The 18452-nt window shown below is 58.6% G+C and carries 17 protein-coding genes; 13 read left to right on the top strand and 4 right to left on the bottom strand.

Annotation, left to right across the window (positions count from 1 at the left end; genetic code table 11):
- The 4 genes from WCX49_RS13010 (at window position 1) to WCX49_RS12995 (ending at window position 5556) form a co-directional block, all read left to right on the top strand.
- Window positions 1-708, top strand: coding sequence for a cytochrome b/b6 domain-containing protein (locus WCX49_RS13010; RefSeq protein WP_345985495.1), 708 nt, complete (start codon window positions 1-3; stop codon window positions 706-708).
- A gap of 120 nt (window positions 709-828) precedes the next feature.
- Window positions 829-2754: a hypothetical protein gene (locus WCX49_RS13005; protein WP_345985494.1), complete on the top strand. Its 1926-nt coding sequence runs from the start codon at window positions 829-831 to the stop codon at window positions 2752-2754.
- On the top strand, window positions 2714-5002 hold the full coding sequence (gene hypF / locus WCX49_RS13000; protein WP_345985493.1) for a carbamoyltransferase HypF: 2289 nt from the start codon (window positions 2714-2716) through the stop codon (window positions 5000-5002). Before WCX49_RS13005 ends, hypF begins: the two co-directional genes overlap by 41 nt.
- Window positions 4999-5556 carry a hydrogenase maturation protease gene (locus WCX49_RS12995; protein ID WP_345985492.1) on the top strand — a complete coding sequence of 186 codons (558 nt, stop codon included), beginning with the start codon at window positions 4999-5001 and terminating at the stop codon, window positions 5554-5556. Before hypF ends, WCX49_RS12995 begins: the two co-directional genes overlap by 4 nt.
- Here WCX49_RS12995 and WCX49_RS12990 read toward each other — a convergent pair.
- Entirely contained in the window at window positions 5553-6659 is a 1107-nt protein-coding gene (locus WCX49_RS12990; RefSeq protein ID WP_345985491.1) for a hydrogenase maturation protease, read from the bottom strand. The genes WCX49_RS12995 and WCX49_RS12990 overlap by 4 nt on opposite strands.
- Before the next feature lie 282 nt (window positions 6660-6941).
- Between WCX49_RS12990 and hypB the strand changes: the two genes are divergently transcribed.
- From hypB to WCX49_RS12945, 9 genes are all read left to right on the top strand, one after another.
- Window positions 6942-7751, top strand: coding sequence for a hydrogenase nickel incorporation protein HypB (gene hypB, locus WCX49_RS12985; protein ID WP_345985490.1), 810 nt, complete (start codon window positions 6942-6944; stop codon window positions 7749-7751).
- A 1-nt stretch (window position 7752) separates the two neighbouring features.
- Entirely contained in the window at window positions 7753-8046 is a 294-nt protein-coding gene (locus WCX49_RS12980; protein ID WP_345985489.1) for a HypC/HybG/HupF family hydrogenase formation chaperone, read from the top strand.
- Window positions 8043-9170: a hydrogenase formation protein HypD gene (hypD, locus tag WCX49_RS12975; protein ID WP_345985488.1), complete on the top strand. Its 1128-nt coding sequence runs from the start codon at window positions 8043-8045 to the stop codon at window positions 9168-9170. Before WCX49_RS12980 ends, hypD begins: the two co-directional genes overlap by 4 nt.
- The gene (gene hypE / locus WCX49_RS12970; RefSeq protein ID WP_345985487.1) at window positions 9167-10165 is read left to right on the top strand and encodes a hydrogenase expression/formation protein HypE; all 999 of its coding nucleotides are present in this window, start codon (window positions 9167-9169) and stop codon (window positions 10163-10165) included. Before hypD ends, hypE begins: the two co-directional genes overlap by 4 nt.
- Window positions 10166-10247: 82 nt before the next feature.
- On the top strand, window positions 10248-10589 hold the full coding sequence (gene hypA / locus WCX49_RS12965) for a hydrogenase maturation nickel metallochaperone HypA (RefSeq protein WP_231019471.1): 342 nt from the start codon (window positions 10248-10250) through the stop codon (window positions 10587-10589).
- A gap of 2 nt (window positions 10590-10591) precedes the next feature.
- Window positions 10592-11341, top strand: a complete 750-nt coding sequence (locus WCX49_RS12960) for a DUF695 domain-containing protein (RefSeq protein WP_345985486.1) — start codon at window positions 10592-10594, stop codon at window positions 11339-11341.
- Window positions 11342-11398: 57 nt separating this feature from the next.
- Window positions 11399-12826 (top strand): FAD/NAD(P)-binding oxidoreductase, encoded by a 1428-nt coding sequence (locus WCX49_RS12955; protein ID WP_345985485.1) that lies wholly within the window; start codon window positions 11399-11401, stop codon window positions 12824-12826.
- Window positions 12827-12879: 53 nt separating this feature from the next.
- A complete protein-coding gene (rsmA, locus tag WCX49_RS12950) occupies window positions 12880-13656 on the top strand; it encodes a 16S rRNA (adenine(1518)-N(6)/adenine(1519)-N(6))-dimethyltransferase RsmA (RefSeq protein WP_345985484.1) in 777 nt (258 codons plus the stop codon).
- Between the two features lie 36 nt (window positions 13657-13692).
- Window positions 13693-15792: a ribonuclease J gene (locus WCX49_RS12945; protein WP_345985483.1), complete on the top strand. Its 2100-nt coding sequence runs from the start codon at window positions 13693-13695 to the stop codon at window positions 15790-15792.
- Between the two features lie 541 nt (window positions 15793-16333).
- Here WCX49_RS12945 and pyrE read toward each other — a convergent pair.
- From pyrE to WCX49_RS12930, 3 genes are read right to left on the bottom strand one after another with little or no spacing between them, the layout of a single operon-like run.
- The gene (gene pyrE / locus WCX49_RS12940) at window positions 16334-16942 is read right to left on the bottom strand and encodes an orotate phosphoribosyltransferase (protein WP_345985482.1); all 609 of its coding nucleotides are present in this window, start codon (window positions 16940-16942) and stop codon (window positions 16334-16336) included.
- A gap of 4 nt (window positions 16943-16946) precedes the next feature.
- Window positions 16947-17504 carry a ribosome recycling factor gene (frr, locus tag WCX49_RS12935; protein ID WP_345985481.1) on the bottom strand — a complete coding sequence of 186 codons (558 nt, stop codon included), beginning with the start codon at window positions 17502-17504 and terminating at the stop codon, window positions 16947-16949.
- A gap of 2 nt (window positions 17505-17506) precedes the next feature.
- Window positions 17507-18448, bottom strand: coding sequence for a polysaccharide deacetylase family protein (locus WCX49_RS12930; RefSeq protein WP_345985480.1), 942 nt, complete (start codon window positions 18446-18448; stop codon window positions 17507-17509).
- Between the last annotated feature and the right edge of the window lie 4 nt (window positions 18449-18452).

Genomic DNA, 18452 nt, shown 5'->3' with positions numbered 1-18452 from the left:
ATGAAATCCGGACGTAAACAGGTAAAGCGGATGACGGGCGCCATGCGCATCATCCACTGGGCCAACGCGATTTCGATGGTGGCTGCCGTGATCACCGGGCTCTATATCGGACACCCGTATTACCAGACGCTGATCGCGGATGGTGCGGTGGATAAATACGTAATGGCGTGGAACCGCTGGGGACACTTTATCGTGGCGATCATCTTTGACGTCACCTCCATCGTTGTCGCCTATCTCTATTTTTTCAGCCGTTTCGAGAAGCCGTACAAGAAGCTCATCCCCAACGGTAAAAACGTTACCGAGTTCGGTGAGGTTCTTTTGAACCTGGTCACGCTCAACCGTCGCAAGAAATTCGACTCGACGCACAGTGACAGTTTCAATACGGTCTACTTTGCCATCTTCCACCTGCTGTTGGTGTGGATGCTCTTCACCGGACTGCAGCTCTATGTCCACGGACTTGAATCCGGCGAGAGTTCGATCGGGGCATGGTGGCCGGCAATGCTGCACCTTGTCACCGACTGGACCATCCCGATCACGGGCGGGTCTTTGATGGATGTGCGCATTTCACACCACGTGACGATGTGGCTCATCGTCACCTGGGTCGCTTTCCATATCTACTACCAGATATGGCGGACGATCTTCTGGAAAGAGGGCGACATCGCCATTGTCTTCGGCGGCAGCAAGTTCGCCAAAGAACAGGAATCCTGAACCGCGGGTTTTCCCTCGCGTTCCGGGGACCCCGGGACGTTTTCAACCTCCCAAACTATGCTAAGATAACAAGGTTTCAGCCCCGCAGCGGGTATGACAACCGTTCAAAGGACCCGGATCATGGCCTTCGTATTGGAACTGCAGAGCAGCTCGTCCCAGTTTTACCTTCGCAACTGTATCGCCGGCATCGCCCGGGAATTCGGCATACCGGCCGACATCGTTCAGTCCAGAGGGACGCTCTCCTGTGCATTTGCATCGGACCACCCCGACCTGGAGGCCTGTATCGCCGCCATCGCGGAGCGGTTGCCCGCCTCGTGGCATCTCAGCGGCAGCCGCCATTATGAGAAAGCGGGTGAGCCGCAGGCACTCCCGGAACTCATCGACGCGCCGCCGCTGGGCCTCGGACTCTGTCCCTCGTGTCAAAAAGAGCTGTTCGACCCCTCGTCGCGCCGCTACTACTACCCCTTCACCCACTGCGCACAGTGCGGCGGGCAGTACGCCTTTTTCGAAGCGTCCCCCTATACCCGCGCCAACAGCGCTTTCTCCTACGTACGCCCCTGTGCGGCGTGCGAATCGGAACAGGAGGCGCACGGCCGCCGGGAGAAAGACCACCTCAACAGCTGCCATACCTGCGGCGTCCCGGTGCGCCTGGAGAGCGGCGGACGCGAGCGCTACGCCAATGACGCCGGCAGTTTCCGCACCATGTTCGAAGTGGCGGCCAAAGCCGTCAGGGACGACAAGTCCCTTCTGGTCAAGACGACGATGGGCTACCGCCGGTTTCAAAAAAGCGCACCGGGGCTGAAAAACCCGGTCATGCTGATGATCGATGCGGGAAAGATCACCGACAACCTCGCGCTGATCGGCGAGGAGTTCAACGCGCTGCTGGGCATCGAACGCCCGGTGCTGCACGTGGCGGTCAAATCGGCGGCGCTGCAGTCGGCTGTCGGCCGGACGGCAGACGTCAAGTACCCTGACGAGGGGTTTACGATCCTGCTGGCAACGGAACTGCAGCGTCTCGGTGTGGAGTACGTCTTCTACGAGGAAACGGATGCGCGGTGCGACGCGGAGCTGCGGATGGAGTACGACCTGGAGCTTTCCGCCCAGAGCGACCAGCGCCTCTTTATCAACAAAGATGTCCGTTTCGTCGCGGCCGGTGAACGGGTGAGCTTCCCGTCGCGCATGATACCGGCGTCGCAGACCCTCGGGATGGCGCACGGCCTGGTCGGCGTCCCCGAAGGGGAGAGTGTGCTGTTCGACCGGCCGGAGCATTTTGACAGCGTCACGGTCGAGAATGCGGTCGTCCTGGAAGGAGAGACCGAGGAGCAGTGGCACACGCACCAGCGCCCTGCGGCGCAGGACGAGGCATCCTTCATGTCCGTCGTCGCAGAGCACGGGCTTTTCGGGCATAAATGCGTCGGGGCCCATTTCGACGAAGAGCCCTCTTTCCTCTATTACGACGGGCGCAGGGTGATCCGCATCGTCCCGCCCATCGCGTTTACGCCCGAGGGGTTGCTGGAAAAGATCGCGTCCCTTCGCGAGGGCTCCGACAGGCTGGTGCAGAACTTCCAAAAGCGTATGCCGGGCGCCTATGAACGCCTCGAAGCGCTGCAGACCCGTTCAGCGCCGACGCTCTTCGAAGCCGCGGCCGCCGTTTTGGAGCTTGAAGAGGAGAGTTTTGCGGGTATCAGCAAGGCGGCGCTGGGCTACTACGGGAAGGGCGGGGTGCAGGTCGATACGCACGTCAAGGACAACCGTTTCGACCACGCGGCATTCCTGGCCAGCCTCGTGAGCTACCGCCTGGCAGGGGTGGAGACGGAGATGATCGCCTACTCCATCTTCGAGTCATTCGGCGACTACTTCAACGACCTGATGCAACAGATCAAAGAGAAGACGAAGTCGGAGCACTTCATCCTCTGCGGGACGGGCTTTGCCCAGCAGTCGCTCTTCAGCCGCATGCAGCGCAATCTGAAGGCCACACCCCCGCGGATGAATATCAACTATCCGATTGGCAGAGAGAATGCCGTTGTCGGCTGCGTCTACCTCTAAACGGCTCCGGTTCCGGGTACGCGGGATCGTCCAGGGCGTCGGGTTCCGCCCCTTCGTTTACCAGCTCGCCGTGCGCGAAGGGCTGGGCGGCCATGTCCTCAACGACGGCGACGGCGTCGTCATCGAGGTCGAGGGAGCGTCGGCGGCCCTGGAGACCTTTGAGCGGGAGTTGAGGGGGGCGCCGCCCCCGCTGGCACGGATCGACGAGGTCGCGTGCGAGGCCCTTGCGCCGCAGGGAGAGGGCGCATTCGTCATCCGCGGATCGGAGAGCACGTCGGCGAAGACGATGGTCTCGCCGGACATGGCCGTGTGCGACGCCTGCTCCGCGGAGCTGCGCGACCCCGCCAACCGTCGCTACGGCTACCCGCTCATCAACTGCACCGACTGCGGCCCGCGCTACAGCATTATCCGCGCGCTTCCCTATGACCGGCCGCAGACTTCGATGGCGCCTTTTACAATGTGCCCCCGGTGTGCGGCCGAGTATAACGACCCGGCTAACAGGCGTTATCACGCCCAGCCGATCAGCTGTTTCGACTGCGGCCCGACGCTTTCGCTGACCGACCCCTCGGGCGCGGTGATCGCCGAAGAGGAAGCGTGTGTTGAAAAAGCCTCGGCACTGCTCGCCGAAGGCCGGATCGTCGCCGTCAAGGGGATGGGGGGCTTTCACCTGATGTGCGATGCGACGGACGGCGAGGCGGTGCAGCGTCTGCGCGACCGTAAAAGGCGCCCCAGCAAACCGCTGGCCGTGATGTTTCCCTCGCTGGCGATGATCAGGGAGGCGGCGGAGCTGAGCGAGGCGGAGGAGCGGCTCATCCTCTCCAACCGGCGCCCGATCGTCGTCGTGAAAAAAAAGGCGGATGCCCTGTGCACGGAAGCGGTCGCCCCGGGTATCGACCGTATCGGTGTTTTTCTCCCCTATACGCCGCTGCACCTGCTTATGATGGAGCAACTGCAGCGTCCCGTCGTCGCGACGAGCGCGAACATCAGCGAAGAGCCGATTCTGACGGATGCCCGGCAGGTGCGTGCAAAGCTGGCGCATGTCGTGGACGCTGTCCTGGATGTTGACCGCGAGATCGTCAACGCCTGTGACGACAGCGTGGCGACCGTGGCCGGAGAACGGACGCTGATGCTGCGGATGGCGCGGGGGTATGCCCCCCGAAGTATGCCGTTGTCCTTCGAGGCACCGGGCAGGATCCTCGCCGTCGGGGCCAACCAGAAGAGTACGATCGCGCTGGGGTTCGACAAAAACATCGTGCTCTCGCCGCATATCGGCGACCTCGTTTCCCTCGATGCCTTTGAGTATTTTGAACGCACCCTCGAAACCTTCAAACGTTTTTACGCCTTCGAACCCGACATCGTCGTCTGCGACCTGCATCCGGGGTATGAAACGACGAAGTGGGCGAAAGCGTTTCACGCGGCGCACCCCGACACGACGCTGGTGGGGGTACAGCACCACTATGCCCACGCCCTGGCCTGCATGGCCGAGTACGGCCTGGAGGAACAGGTGCTGGCGTTCTGTTTTGACGGTACCGGTTACGGGAGCGACGGGACGCTGTGGGGCGGGGAAGTGCTCCTGGCCGATCCGCAGTCTTATGAGCGGGCCTACCATCTCCGCCCTTTCCGGCTGCTCGGCGGGGAGCGGGCTGTGAGGGAGCCGCGGCGGGTTGCGTTATCGCTGTTATTCGAATGTTATATCCTTGACGAGGTGCTCTCCATGGCGCATCCCGCCGTCCAGAGCTTCACCGCGGCCGAGCTCAAAACCCTTCACACCATGTGGCAGCGCGGGCTGAATGCGCCCGTGAGCAGTTCCGTCGGGCGGCTCTTTGACGCGGTGGCTTCGCTGATGGACACGGCGCAGACGCTGGGCTACGAAGGGGAGAGCGGGCTGCTGCTGGAGGCGGCTGCGGCAGTACAGGCGCCGGAGCCGTTTGCGTTTGCCCTGCACGACGGGGTGATTGACTGGGAACCGCTGCTGCGCCGGATACTGGAGGCGCCCGCCGGCGCGGCGGCCGGGTTCCATGCGGCGCTCACGGAGCTTATCGTGACAATCGCCGCCCGTCATCCCGGCGTGCCGGTGGTGCTCAGCGGCGGGGTCTTTCAAAACAGGACGTTGACGTCCATGGCCTGTGCGGCCTTTGAGCGCAGAGGAATCCGCTATTATGTCCAGCGCGAAACGCCCGTCAACGACGGCAGTGTCGCGCTGGGTCAGCTTTACCATGCATGGTACCGACAAGGAGGGAGAAAATGAACCGAATTGCACTGATCGGCTCGGGGAACGCGTTTTTCAAAGATGAGGGGATCGGGCTTTATGCCGCCAAATACCTCAAAGAGAACTTTACGTTCGAACCGGGCGTCGACATCGTCGACGGCGGGACGCTGGGGTTCGGCCTGATGCCGCTGCTCCAGGAGTATGATGAGGTGCTGATCGTCAATACCGCTTCGGACGACGATCTTCCTGCCGGCACGGTCACCGTGCGTAACTGCGACACCTTCCTGGAGGGGTCGCTCATCAAAAAAACGGCCAACGAGGTGGAAATCGCGGAGATGCTGCAGATCTGTTCGCTGACGGGCAATATGGCCGAAACGGCCGTCATCAGTATCGTTCCCGAAGACATCATCTCCGTCGAGGTCGGGATTTCAGCGCCGCTGCGCGCCGCCTGGGAACGCTTTATCGAGACAATCACGGCGCGCCTGGCCGCCGCGGGGGTCGTCTGCCAAAGACGCGAAAGCGGCGGTATGACGCTGGAGACGATCCTCGAGAACTTCGCGGCCCCCAGTATGGCGCTCGGACGCGGTTTCTAGGAGACGCCGGGGGTCTGGAAGGCGCTGATGACCTCCTGCAGCGTACGCCCCGGTTCACGCCGGCTGGTCCGGATACCCGCACCCTGTAAAATGTTCAGGGCACTCTGTACATAACGTTCAAAGGCCCCTGCGAGGGGCTCCGAAAGCCCGATGCGCACTTCCACGCGTTCGGGAACGATCCCCAGGACGCTCGATTCGGGCTGGGGTTTTCCCATCAGTTCGAGCATATCGAGGCACTGGATCACCCCCACTTCGTGTGCGCCCCCGTTGCCCAGGCCGTAGCCGGTCAGTTCACAGGCGGGGATATGGTAGATGCTTCCCGCCTCGTCCTCGATATCGATCGCATCAAGGATCAGGACGCGCTCGTGCTCGATGAAGACGTCGAGGAGATTGATCCCCTCGACGCCGCCGTTGATGATGCGCACCGGCGGCTCGAAAGCGTAGTTGGCATCGAGGTAGGCCGCGGCGTAGACGGCGTGGTTGAATTTGAACTCCATCTCTTTGAGATAGAGGGGGAAGCTTTCACTGCCGACCCCGCGGTAGCGCAGGATACTCGCTTCGAAATACTCCCAGAAGCGGACGATGTTGTTATGCCGCGACGAGATCTTGATCAGGCGGCTCTGGCGCCGGAAGCGGGCGAACTCCTCCGCGTAGACGGATTCGAGATCATCTTCGATGAACTGGTTTCGAAACTGCTGCAGCGAGGGCATGACGATGGTGTAGAGGTGCCCCTCGTAGTCGAAGGTGAGGAAGTTCTGCGCGTCGAAAACGGCATTTTTGCGCCGTTTTTTGGCCCGCTCGAGGTAGAAGTACTCTTCGTATTCGCACGAGAGGTGCCGCCGCGCCTCATACTCATCCTCGCAGATGCGGGCACACAGCTGCCTGAACTGCCCGAAGTAGCGGTGGACGGAGACATAAGAGAGCCCCTTTGTATCGGCGGAGACACTGGCGTTTTCATCCCGGGCGAAGTCGGCGATGAGCGCGCGTATCTTTGCGACACGTTCGGGACTGACCTTTTTTCGGCAGCGTCCGCACTTGTACCTGCCGTCCCCGAGACGGTAGACGCTTCCTTGACAGTAGGGACATTGTTGCAGCGAAGACATCCTTTTCCTTTCCCGGTTCCAAAGATATATAAGAGTGACGACTTTTTAGGTTAATTTTACATAACAAGACTATAATTTATCTAAAACTGAATAGTTATTCATTTGTAGAAAGCGAGAGACAATAAACGGCCAAGACCTCCGAAGTCCGGAGCGTCTGTCGGTACGGCACTCAACGTCGGCAGTGAAACGGTGTATGCGGGGAGACGCTCTCATGCATTTTTTCCGGTTTCCGCGGAATACAGATGTTTTAGACCCGGTATTCCCGGGAAAGAAGGAGAAATTATGTGCAAAGATTGCGGCTGCAGTGTGACGGAGCATTCACACGGACACCATCATCATGATCACGACCACGACCACGACCACCACCATGATCATCATGGACACTCGCACGCCCATCAGGCGGCGCACGAGACGCTGCACCACAATCCGCAGCTCAATGACAAGAAGACGATCGATGTCATTACAAAGATCCTGGACAAGAATGACCACGAAGCGGGCCACAACCGTGCCCACTTCGACGACCACGGGGTGCTGGCGATCAACCTGATGAGCAGTCCCGGCAGCGGGAAAACGACCCTGCTGGAGCAGATGGCGGAGCGTGCCCCCTTCCGGTTCGGCGTCATCGAGGGGGACCTGGAGACAAGCCGAGACGCCGAGCGCATCAAGGCCAAGGGCATCCCCGCCTACCAGATCCAGACGGGCAGCGCCTGCCACCTCGATGCCTTTATGGTACACGAAGGGCTGCACGATATGCCGCTGAACGACCTGGATATCTGTTTTATCGAAAACGTCGGCAATCTTGTCTGCCCGGCCAGCTATGACGTCGGTTCGCATCTGAATATCGTGCTTGTCTCCGTCCCCGAGGGGAGCGACAAGATCGAAAAGTACCCTGTTATGTTCCGCCAGGCCGACCTGGTGCTGATCACCAAAACCGACCTGCTTCCCTATTTCGACTACGACATCGAACATGAGAAGGCGGAGGCGCGCAAGATCAAACCGGGGGTCGATATCCTGGAGGTCAGCACCAAGGACGAAGCGTCCGTGCAGCGCGTCATCGAGTGGATCGAGTTCAAACGCAGGATGAGGAACTGATATGTGTCTCTCTATCCCTTCAAAGGTCGTTTCCGTCGACCGTGAGAAAAATACCGCCGTGGTTGATACCATGGGTGTCAAGCGCGAAGCAGGGCTGGACCTGATGGAAGAGGGCAGCGTCAACGTTGATGACTATGTCCTGATCCATATCGGATTCGTCATGAACAAGATCGACGAGGAGGATGCCCTCGAATCGCTCAAGGTCTACCACGAGATCCTGGCGAAGCTGGACGAAGAGGAGCGCTCGCGTGTCGTTTTGGAGGATGACAACTGCGAGAACAGGGGTGCACCATGAGCGAATTGAAACTCAAAGATCTTTATGACGGGTTCAGAGATCCCGCGACGATCCGGATGCTGGCCGCCCAGATCGGCGAGGCCGCGAAAGCGCTGCACGAACCGCTGCGGATCATGGAAGTGTGCGGGGGGCATACGCATACGATTATGAAGTACGGTCTGCCGCAGGTGCTGCCGGACAACATCGACTTTATCCACGGTCCCGGCTGTCCGGTCTGCATCATGCCCAAAGAGCGGATCGACCACGCCATCGCGCTTGCACGGATGGACGATACGATCCTGGTGACACTGGGCGACATGATCCGCGTGCCGGGATCGCAGAGCTCCCTGGCTGTTGAACGGGCTGCCGGGCGGGACATCCGGCCGCTCTATACGCCGATGGACGCGCTCAAGATTGCGAAAGAGCATCCCGATAAAAAGGTGATCTTCTTTGCGATCGGGTTCGAGACGACGACACCGATGACGGCGGCGCTGCTGCATGCGGCGATTGCCCAGAAGGTCACGAACCTCTATTTCCATATCAACCACGTCCTCGTGCCGCCGGCGATCGATGCGATCATGAGCGACGGCCAGGCGAAGATCAACGCCTTTATCGGGCCTTCGCACGTCAGCGTCATTACGGGGGCGAAGATCTACGCGCCGCTGCCTCAGAAGTACAGCACCCCCGTCGTCGTCTGCGGTTTCGAACCCGTCGATGTGATGCAGGGGATCCTGATGGCCGTACGGCAGCAAGCGGAGGGGCGCGCCGAACTGGAGATCGAATACTCCCGTTCGGTGACGATGGAAGGCAACGTCAAAGCCCAGCAGCTTATCGACATGTATCTACAGCCGCGCAGCCACTTCCGTTGGCGCGGGATCGGGGATATCCCCGACAGCGCGTTGGAACTGAAACCTGAATTCGCGCATCTGGATGCGGAAAAAGTGTTCGCGGAGGTGCTGCCGACGGAACCCATCGACGACCATAAACTCTGCATCTGCGGCACGATCCTCAAGGGGCTCGCGAAGCCGATGGAGTGCAAGGTCTTCGGGACGGCCTGTACCCCGAACAGCCCGCTGGGCAGCTGCATGGTCAGTTCGGAAGGGGCGTGCAACGCCTACTACCGCTATGCGGGGGTGCTTGGATGAAACAGGTACAGCTGAGTCACGGCGGCGGGGGGGAGGAGACGAACAAGCTCATCCACGACCTGTTCTACCGCCATTTCAAAAACGATATCCTGATCAAGGCCGAGGATGCGGCGGTGCTGCAGACCGAGGGGAAGATCGCGTTTACGACGGACAGCTTCACGGTCAGCCCGCTCTTTTTCGAGGGGGGCGACATCGGGAAACTGGCGGTCGCCGGCACGGTCAACGACCTGGCGATGATGGGCGCGAAACCGCTCTACCTCAGTTCGGCGTTTATGATCGAAGAGGGGTTCCCTTTCGAGGAGCTGGAGCGGATCGTCGAGAGCATGGCCGCTGAGCTGGAGAAATCCGGGGCGAAGATCGTCTGCGGTGATACGAAGGTCGTACCGCGCGGGAGCGTCGACAAGCTCTTTATCAACACGGCGGGCATCGGCCAGATCATGCGCGAGGGGATCTCCTCGCAGACGATCCACGAAGGCGACGTCATCATCGCGTCGCGCGATATCGGGCGCCACGGGGCGACGGTCCTGATGGCCCGCGAGGGGCTGGAGGTCAGCGCCGATCTCGGCAGCGACTGCGAAACGCTCTGGCCTGCCGTCGAGGCGCTGATCGGGGACAACATCTCCATCAGTGCGCTGCGCGACGCGACACGGGGCGGCCTGGCTGCCGTACTGAACGAGTGGGCGGAGAACAGCGGCGTCTGCCTGGAGATCGAGGAGTCCGCGATCAGGGTGAGCGATGAGGTGCAGGGGATCTGTGAAATGTTCGGTTTCGAGGCAACGGACCTGGCCAACGAAGGTACCTTCGTCGCCGCCGTCGCCCCGATGCACGCCGCTTTCGCCGTGAGCACACTGCAGCGGTTCGGTTTCTGCAGCGATGCGGCGGTCATCGGCCGTGTGACACAGCAGTACCCCGGCAAAGTGGTGCTGCACTCCGCGTTCGGCAGCCGCCGTTTCCTCGACCTGCCCAAAGGCGAACTGCTGCCGAGGATCTGTTAGGAGTTTAGCATGCATGATGTAACGAAGTGGAATTCCGCAGGCGTAGCCGAGGACAGTATAAATATTCTGCATGGAGGTTTCCATGCATGAATATTCCGTTGTACAGGCTTTATTGGAACAGGTGGAGAAGCATGCCGCCGAGAACGAAGCGGAGCGGGTGACAAAGGTGGTCGTGAAGATCGGCGTCATGAGCGGCGTAGAGCCGCATCTGCTCGAGATCGCTTTCAACACTTTCAAAGAGCGGACCGTCTGCGACGGGGCGGACTTCGTGATGAATATCCAGCCCGTCACCCTGACCTGCCGCCAATGCGGAAGCCGGAGCGAGCTGGAGAAGGTGTGGTACCGCTGCCCCGCATGCGAAAGCCTGGAAGTCGACGTCGTCGACGGGGAAGAGATGTATCTGATGAGTTTGGAAATGGAGTGACCATGCAGGAGATCTGGGAAAACTATATGAAACCGGTTGACGGGCGTCCGGCGACCATCGCCTTCAATGCCGAAGCGGCGGATGCCCTTCCAAACGATACGCTGGGGGTTGTAGGCTTTATCAAGCTGCGGCTGCGTTCGGCGACGGAGGAGGGGTTCGTGGCCGAAAGCGAAGCGGACATGATCAAGGAGATCGAGGACCGGCTGGAGATGGAGGCCCTGCGCTACCGCGTGGGCAAGTATATCGGCCGGATCGTGACGGGTGGCGAGGTCCATTTCATCTACTACCTCAAATTCGACTTCGAGTGGCCCGACGTCGTTGCCGTCACGATGGCGGCTTTCCCGGACTATACCTATGAGTACGGCTCCCGTTTGGACCCGGAGTGGGAGGTGTACAGAAAGTTGCTCTTTCCCACCGACCGGGAGTGGCAGCTGATCCAGAACCATCATACCTGCGACCGGCTCAAGGACGCGGGCGACAACCTGCGGATCCGGCGCGCGATCGAACACCGGGCCTTTTTTGCGAAACATGAGGGGCGCGAGCGCTTTGTCGAGCGTATCAGTGCCGAGGGCTTCAAAGTGCAGGCTGATGCTCCGCCGGAGGAGGTCAGCCCGCCGTTCGGGGTCCAGTTTTACCGCATTGATGCCCCGTACTACTACGATATCGATGCGGTAACACTGCAGATTATTGCCTGGGCCGAAGCCTTCGAGGGGCAATATGATGGATGGGAAACCAGTCTGGTAAAACAGTAATACTTTCGTCAAACGGACGAAAATGTCATACAATAGGACAAAACAGAAGGAGCTACGATGGAACGCGAAGAGTTGTTTGAACAGCGCGAAGAGAATGTGCTGCTGACCAAAACAGGTATGAGCCGACGTGATGCGCTCAAATTGATGGGGATCTCCCCGGTAGCGGCGTCCGTGCTTGCATCGACCGCACCGGCGGCCTCCGCAGAGGCCGTCGATGTGAAGGGGAAGATCGTCATCGTCGGTGGCGGATCGGGCGCGATCATGGCCCTGGTGCGGCTGCACCGCGCCATTTCGGACCCGGATATCACGATTATTGCCCCCAACGAGGTCCACCTCTACCAGCCGGGACAGATCTTTATGGCTGCGGGGCTTTATACGCATGAGGATATTGTCAAGCCCAACAGCGACTTCATCCCTGACGACGTGACGTGGATCAAGGATGAAGTGGCCGTATTCGATCCGGATAATAACCGGGTGACGACCCGCGGGGGTGAAGAGGTTGCGTATGATTACCTTGTTGTCGCAACGGGTATCGTCTGCCACTACGACGCCATCAAAGGGCTCACCGAGGCCGATATCGGCACCAACGGCATTTCCAGTGTCTACCTGAACAACCCCGAAGCGGGGACTGCAAAGGGCGGAGAGATTACCTGGGAGTGGTTCAACGATCTCAAAGAGGCCGCGAAAAACGGGAGACCGAAGGTCATCTACACCCAGCCCAACACGCCGATCAAATGCGGCGGCGCACCGCAGAAGATCCTTTATCTCAGCGCCGACTACCTGAAGAAGGAGGGGCTCTCCGCGGATTATGCCTTTACAACCTCTTTCCCGAACCTCTTCTTCCTGAAGCCGATTGCCGATGCGCTGGGTGAGGCACAGCAGCGTTACGACAGCATCACCAACTACTTCAGCCATCACCTTGAATCGATCGACGTCAAGGGCAAGGTCGCCACCTATGTCCATGCGTATGACGAGCAGGTGTATGACGAGGACCTTGAAGAGTACGAGACGGTGAGCAAATCCGACCGCATCGAGATGCCGTACGACTTTATCCATATCGTACCGCCGATGAGCCCGCCGGATGCCGTCGTCAATTCCCCGCTGGCCGGCGGCGACGGATGGCTCGAAGTGGACAAATATACGCTGCAGCATCCCCGGTTCCCGAACGTCTTCGGTATCGGTGACGTCTGCGGCATCCCGATGGGGAAAACCGGAGGTTCGGCACGGCACCACGGTCCGGTGCTGCAGGACAACCTGCTGGCGGTCATGCAGGGCAAAACGCCCAAAGAGAAGTTCGACGGCTATACGGTCTGTCCGCTCAAAACCCAGTACGGCGAAATCATTATGGCCGAGTTCAATTACGAAGGATTCGCACCGACGATCCCGTTCCTGGCGCCGGAAAAACCGCGCATGCTCTGGTGGTATTTCGACGTGTACATGCTCAAACCAATGTACTGGTACCTGATGCTGAGGGGGCTTATGTAGCCGCTGCCCCCGGCACCCATGCAAAGTTAATGGAAATTGATGTATAATGTGCCATGAATAACACAAAGATTGTGGCCAAAAAACAGTTCGGCCAGAATTTTCTGAAAGATCAGAGCGTTTTGCGCAAGATCATCGAAGCGATGCCCAAGAGCGACAGACACGTTGCGGAGATCGGGCCTGGCTTAGGTGATTTAACTAAGTTTTTAGTTGATGTCAAAAGCGTCGATGCTTTTGAGGTCGATACCGATCTATGCAAGCACCTGAATGAAGTTTTCACGGATGAGATCACTACCGGTCGACTGACGCTGCACTGCGGCGACGTCCTCGAGCACTGGAAGAGTGAGCTGCTTGATGTTCCTTACGAGTTGGTGGCCAACCTGCCATACTACATCGCGACGAACATTATCCTCAAAGCCCTCGCCGATACGAAGTGCGAATTTCTGCTTGTTATGGTACAGCGTGAAGTCGCGGAGAAGTTCTCCGCTTCACCTGGAGAGAAAAACTTTGGTGCACTGAGTGTGATAGCCCAGAGCGTGGCAGAGGTCAGTATCCTCGTCCATGTCCCGCCCGAAGCGTTCACCCCGCCGCCCAAAGTCGATTCTGCCGTCCTGCTCATGAAAAAAACGGCGAATCGGGCGTCAGACGCGTTTGAACAGATGCTCAAAACCGCATTTGCCCAGCCGCGCAAGACGTTGCTCAAAAATCTCTCCACGCGCTACGGTAAAGATGAGGTCCTGGCCGCACTATCCTCTCGCGGTTATCCCTCTACCGTTCGTCCTCACCAGATCTCGACAGCAGACTATCACCAACTCTATACACAATTACATTAACAGTGACGCCCGAGGGGCGTACTGCAAGGAGTTAGGATGTCAGAAGAAACACAAGCCCCTGTCGCAGAAGCGAAACAAAATACAGAGAACAAACCGGCACAGAACCGCGACGGCTCCCAGCGCCGCCGCTCTTCCAGCCGCAGCCGCAGCCGCAGCCGCCAGAAACCCAAAGAGGGTGAAGCGAAAAAAGAGGGCGAAGGCCAGAGCCAGAACCGCAACCGCGGCGGCCGCGGCGGCAACCGCGGGGAGAACCGGGGTGAAAACCGTGGAGAGAACCGTAGCGAAAACCGCGGAGAGAGTCGTGGGGAAAACCGTGGCGAAAACCGCGGTAAAACCGGCGGCGGACGTTCCGGCGGCAGCCGCAACCGCCGCCGCAACGCGCCGGCACCGACGGAGCAGAGCCTGCTGGAAAATGCACGCCAGAACGAGGCGTCTCAGCGCGTCCGTATCAACCCGCACATGAATATCGACACGGAAGTGAAGGCGAAGGTCCGTATCACTCCGCTGGGCGGTCTCGGCGAGATCGGCGGGAACATGATGGTCATGGAAACGGATAACGAAGCGATCCTGATCGACGTGGGGATGAGCTTCCCGGACGAAGAGATGCACGGCGTCGATATTCTCGTCCCGGACTTCACCTATGTCCGCGAGATCAAGGACAAGATCGTCGGTGTCATCATCACCCACGCCCACGAAGACCACATCGGCGCGGTCCCGTATCTCTATAAAGAGATGCAGTTCCCGCTCTACGGTACGGCGCTGCCGTTGGCGATGATCGGCAACAAATTCGACGAGCATCACCTCAAAGAGTTCCGCCGCTACTTCCGCCCGATTGAAAAGCGCGTCGTCTACCAGATCGGGAACGATTTCCAGATTGAGTGGATGCACATGACGCACTCCATCATCGACTCCTCTTCTATCGCGGTGACGACGGAAGCGGGAACGATCATCCATACGGGTGACTTCAAGATCGACCATACCCCTGTTGACGGTTTCCCGGCGGACCTGCACCGCCTGGCGCACTACGGCAGCCAGGGTGTTCTGGCGCTGCTCTCGGATTCGACGAATTCGTACAACAGCGAGGTGACGCCGAGCGAGCTCTCCGTCGCCCCGGCGCTCGACCGCGTCTTCTCCAAGACGAAGGGACGCATCATCCTTTCGACGTTCAGTTCGAACATTCACCGTGTCTTCCAGGCGATCCAGGCGGGGATCAAGTACGGGCGCAAGGTCTGTGTCATCGGCCGCTCCATGGAGCGCAACCTCGAAGTGGCGATGCAGTACGAATACATCAAGCTGCCGAAGAATATCTTCGTGGATGCCGACGATGTCAGCCGCATGAACGACAAGGACGTCCTGATCGTTACGACAGGTTCACAGGGTGAGCCCAACTCGGCACTGTTCCGCACGGCGATCGGCGAGCACCGCCATATCAAGATCAAGCCGAACGACCTGATCATTCTCTCTTCCCGCGCGATCCCGGGGAACGAAGGTTCTATTTCGCAGATGCTCAACCACCTCGAGCGTGCCGGTGCCAAAGTCGCGCGGGACCGTGACCTCCACGTTTCCGGTCACGGCGGCGCGGAAGAGCAGAAACTGGTGCTGCGCCTTGTGCAGCCGAAGTTCTTCCTCCCGATCCACGGCGAATACAACCACGTTATGCGCCACAGAGATACGGGGATCGCCTGCGGGGTACCGGAGCGCAATATCTACCTGATGAGCGACGGCGAATGCGTCGAAATCGCACCGAAGTACATGCGCAAGGTCAAAACGGTCAAGTCCGGCAAGACCTACATCGACAACCAGAGCAACAACCTGATCGAGGACGATATCGTCATCGACCGCCAGAAGATGGCGACGGAGGGGATGGTGATGATCATCGCCCAGGTCAGCAAAGCGGATTCGCACCTGATCTCCAAGCCGAAGGTCAGCAGTTTCGGCCTGGTACCGGACAAGCAGGACAAAGCGTTTGCGCAGGAGATGGAAGACGTCCTGGAACACTTCCTCACCAACCTCAAACCGGGGATTATCGAAAACCCCAAAGCGATGGAGAACGATCTGCGCCAGGTCGTACGAAAGCATATCTATCGCAAAATGAAAAAGTACCCGCTGATTACACCGACTATCTTTGTGATGTGAGCACCGTAAAGAAAACGCCAACTGCTTGGCGTTTTTAGGTGCGAAACCATAGGCGATGTCCGAAGGACCGCCGAAGGATTCCAATCGATGGAGCCAACTGCTTGGTGTTTTTAGGTGCGATGCAGCGGAACGAAATTCCGCAGCATAGCGAGAGCACACAAAGCGTATTGAACGCAGTAAGCAGCTAGGCCTCCCCATCACTAGCAGAAACGACACTGTAAACGCGACGTCACGAATACTTCTAAAAGACCATTCCCCTCATTCACTCTAGCCAAAGATGCAGCAGTGATAATTAGTAAGCAACACATTACAGTAAACATATGGGTTGAAGTCATATTGTAGATACTTTTTTGAACAGCCATTGAACCCGTTTCCCCAAATTTATCCGAGGTTGACCGATGAAAAAACACACAGGTTATTCACAGTGTGATGTATAATAATTTTTAATTATATATTTTTCTATATAAGAGCAGAAGAGGGCTTAAATAAAGCTTTTTTTGAAGGGCGCGGAAAAAGAAATTTCCGGCCTGAAGGGGAGAGGTTAGTTCCCGCGCGAGCCGGGCTTGATCGCTTCGCTGCCGGCCTTGCACATCGGGCACTCCTCGGGGGCGTACATCTCGAAGTCGAAGTCCGCCAGGGCGAAGAAGGGGAGGTCGCCGGGGAGTTTGCAGTTCGGTTTTGTTTCGATGCTGCTGTGCTCGCGGCGGCAGAAACCGCGGTTGGCCAGGGCGGCAAAAGCGACAACCTTCGCACCGAGCCCTTCGACGGCAGCGGCCGCTTCCATGGCAGAGCCTCCGGTGGTAATGATATCTTCACAGATGAGGATAGTTTCACCCTCTTTGACGTCAAAGCCGCGGCGCAGGGTCATCTCGCCGCCGACGCGCTCGGTAAAGATATAGCGGGCATCCAGCGCCTGTGCCAGGGCGAAGCCGGCAATGAGTCCACCGATCGCCGGGGAGCAGACCGTATCGATCTTCACCCCGCTGGTTTTGATCTGTTCGGCCAGGGCGTTGGCCAGTTTCATGGCCGTTTTGGGGTCCTCGAGCACTTTGGCGGACTGGAGGTAGAACTGCGAATGGTTGCCGGAGCTGAGCTTGAAGTGGCCTTCAAGCATGGCATCGGCATCGAGGTAGATCTGTTTGATATCCATACCGTTACACCGTCATGATGGCTTGTTCTTTTTGCTTGATGATATCATCAATCTTTGCCACCATTTTGTCCGTGATCTTCTGGATATTGTCCTGGGCGCGTTTTGAGTCGTCCTCGGTGATCTCTTTGTCTTTCTCAAACTTTTTGATCGTGTCGTTTGCTTTACGGCGGTCGTTACGGACGGCGACTTTTGCGTCTTCGCCCATTTTCTTCAGCTTTTTGGCGCTTTCCTGGCGCTGTTCGACGGTCATCGGCGGGAAGAAAAGCTTGATCTGCTCGCCGTCGTTGTTCGGGTTGACACCGATGTTAGCCTTGGCAATGGCGGATTCGATAGCGCTGAGCAGCGGTTTTTCCCACGGGGAGACCGTAATGGTCGTCGCATCCGTTGCCAGGACCGTTGCTACCTGGGAGAGCGGGGTCGCCGCCCCGTAATAATCGATCTTGATCCCGTCAAGGACCTGCGTCGTTACTTTCCCCGTACGCAGGGTCTTGAACTGGTTTTGCATGTGCTCGAGCGCACCTTCCATATCCATTTCGCATTCTTGATAGATTTCGTCAAGCATTCTTACTCCTTTACTAAGATGATACTTTCTTGTTTCTGACCGACCCTGATAAAGACCCGGCTGCGCGGCAGCGCGAGCTTTACATCGGTTTTGACACGTATTTCGCCGTTTTCAACGGGAACACGCACCCATTCATGGCCGCTGATATAGTACTCCGCCGTGCGGTATGTCGGTGCAATTTTAGCGTGTATTTCTTTTAATCTGCCATCTTCGGGCCACCGCAGGGGGGCGATCCACTCGGTGTCCAGGCGTTCGATTTTCAGTTTCTGCGCAATGAGATTATCCCCGGTCAGTGCCGTCCGGTCGAGGTCAAGCGGGTCGCTGTTCGCGTTGACCGCGCCGCTGTTCTGGTTGAGGATGAGCTCGAACCCGTAGTCGGCGATCCCCGCCTTGACCTCGGGGTTGTATTCGCCGTAGGGGTAGGCGTAGTAACGCGGTACGCGGCGGAGTTCCTTGGCGAAGGAACGAAGCCCCCTGTCGGTATCCTCTTTGAGCCTATAGGGCTCGAGGTGGCACTCATGGCTGTGGCCGTAGCCGTGCAGGCCGAGCTCGCCGTACTGTGCCGTATCGCGGATCTGATCCCAGGTCATGAAATCGCCGTAGTGCTTGTCCGCCGCGGCGACATAGACAAAGAGGGTAAAAGGATAGCCGTACTCTTTGAAGAGGGGCAGGCCGTTTTCATAGAAGCTTTTGTAGCTGTCGTCGATAGTAAGGACGACCCACTTGTCGTCAATGGCTTCGCCCGCTTTCAGGGCTTTGGCCAGGCGGGAGAGGGGGATGACCTTGTAGCCGTTCGTCTTGAGATAATCGAATTCGGCACGGAGGGTCTCAATGGCGGTGCTGGTGGAGGCATGACGCGCATCCCCGAAGCGGTGAAAAACAAAGATGTGCGCGTCCGCGAAGAGTACCAGCGGCAGCAGCGCAGTCAGCAGGAAGCTGCGCATGGCG

The organism is Sulfurimonas sp. HSL-1656 (assembly GCF_039645585.1).
In the GTDB taxonomy this organism is placed as follows: domain Bacteria; phylum Campylobacterota; class Campylobacteria; order Campylobacterales; family Sulfurimonadaceae; genus Thiomicrolovo; species Thiomicrolovo subterrani.
This window is presented reverse-complemented; position numbering and strand designations above follow the sequence as displayed.

Bases quoted from the DNA above. Each gene is read 5' to 3' on its own strand.
- WCX49_RS12945 (WP_345985483.1), top strand. From the start codon at position 13,693: ATGTCAGAAGAAACACAAGCCCCTGTCGCAGAAGCGAAACAAAATACA.
- pyrE (WP_345985482.1), bottom strand. From the start codon at position 16,942: ATGGATATCAAACAGATCTACCTCGATGCCGATGCCATGCTTGAAGGC.
- WCX49_RS13005 (WP_345985494.1), top strand. From the start codon at position 829: ATGGCCTTCGTATTGGAACTGCAGAGCAGCTCGTCCCAGTTTTACCTT.
- hypA (WP_231019471.1), top strand. From the start codon at position 10,248: ATGCATGAATATTCCGTTGTACAGGCTTTATTGGAACAGGTGGAGAAG.
- rsmA (WP_345985484.1), top strand. From the start codon at position 12,880: ATGAATAACACAAAGATTGTGGCCAAAAAACAGTTCGGCCAGAATTTT.
- WCX49_RS12955 (WP_345985485.1), top strand. From the start codon at position 11,399: ATGGAACGCGAAGAGTTGTTTGAACAGCGCGAAGAGAATGTGCTGCTG.
- hypD (WP_345985488.1), top strand. From the start codon at position 8,043: ATGAGCGAATTGAAACTCAAAGATCTTTATGACGGGTTCAGAGATCCC.
- WCX49_RS12995 (WP_345985492.1), top strand. From the start codon at position 4,999: ATGAACCGAATTGCACTGATCGGCTCGGGGAACGCGTTTTTCAAAGAT.
- hypE (WP_345985487.1), top strand. From the start codon at position 9,167: ATGAAACAGGTACAGCTGAGTCACGGCGGCGGGGGGGAGGAGACGAAC.
- WCX49_RS12930 (WP_345985480.1), bottom strand. From the start codon at position 18,448: ATGCGCAGCTTCCTGCTGACTGCGCTGCTGCCGCTGGTACTCTTCGCG.
- hypB (WP_345985490.1), top strand. From the start codon at position 6,942: ATGTGCAAAGATTGCGGCTGCAGTGTGACGGAGCATTCACACGGACAC.
- WCX49_RS13010 (WP_345985495.1), top strand. From the start codon at position 1: ATGAAATCCGGACGTAAACAGGTAAAGCGGATGACGGGCGCCATGCGC.
- WCX49_RS12960 (WP_345985486.1), top strand. From the start codon at position 10,592: ATGCAGGAGATCTGGGAAAACTATATGAAACCGGTTGACGGGCGTCCG.
- WCX49_RS12990 (WP_345985491.1), bottom strand. From the start codon at position 6,659: ATGTCTTCGCTGCAACAATGTCCCTACTGTCAAGGAAGCGTCTACCGT.
- frr (WP_345985481.1), bottom strand. From the start codon at position 17,504: ATGCTTGACGAAATCTATCAAGAATGCGAAATGGATATGGAAGGTGCG.
- WCX49_RS12980 (WP_345985489.1), top strand. From the start codon at position 7,753: ATGTGTCTCTCTATCCCTTCAAAGGTCGTTTCCGTCGACCGTGAGAAA.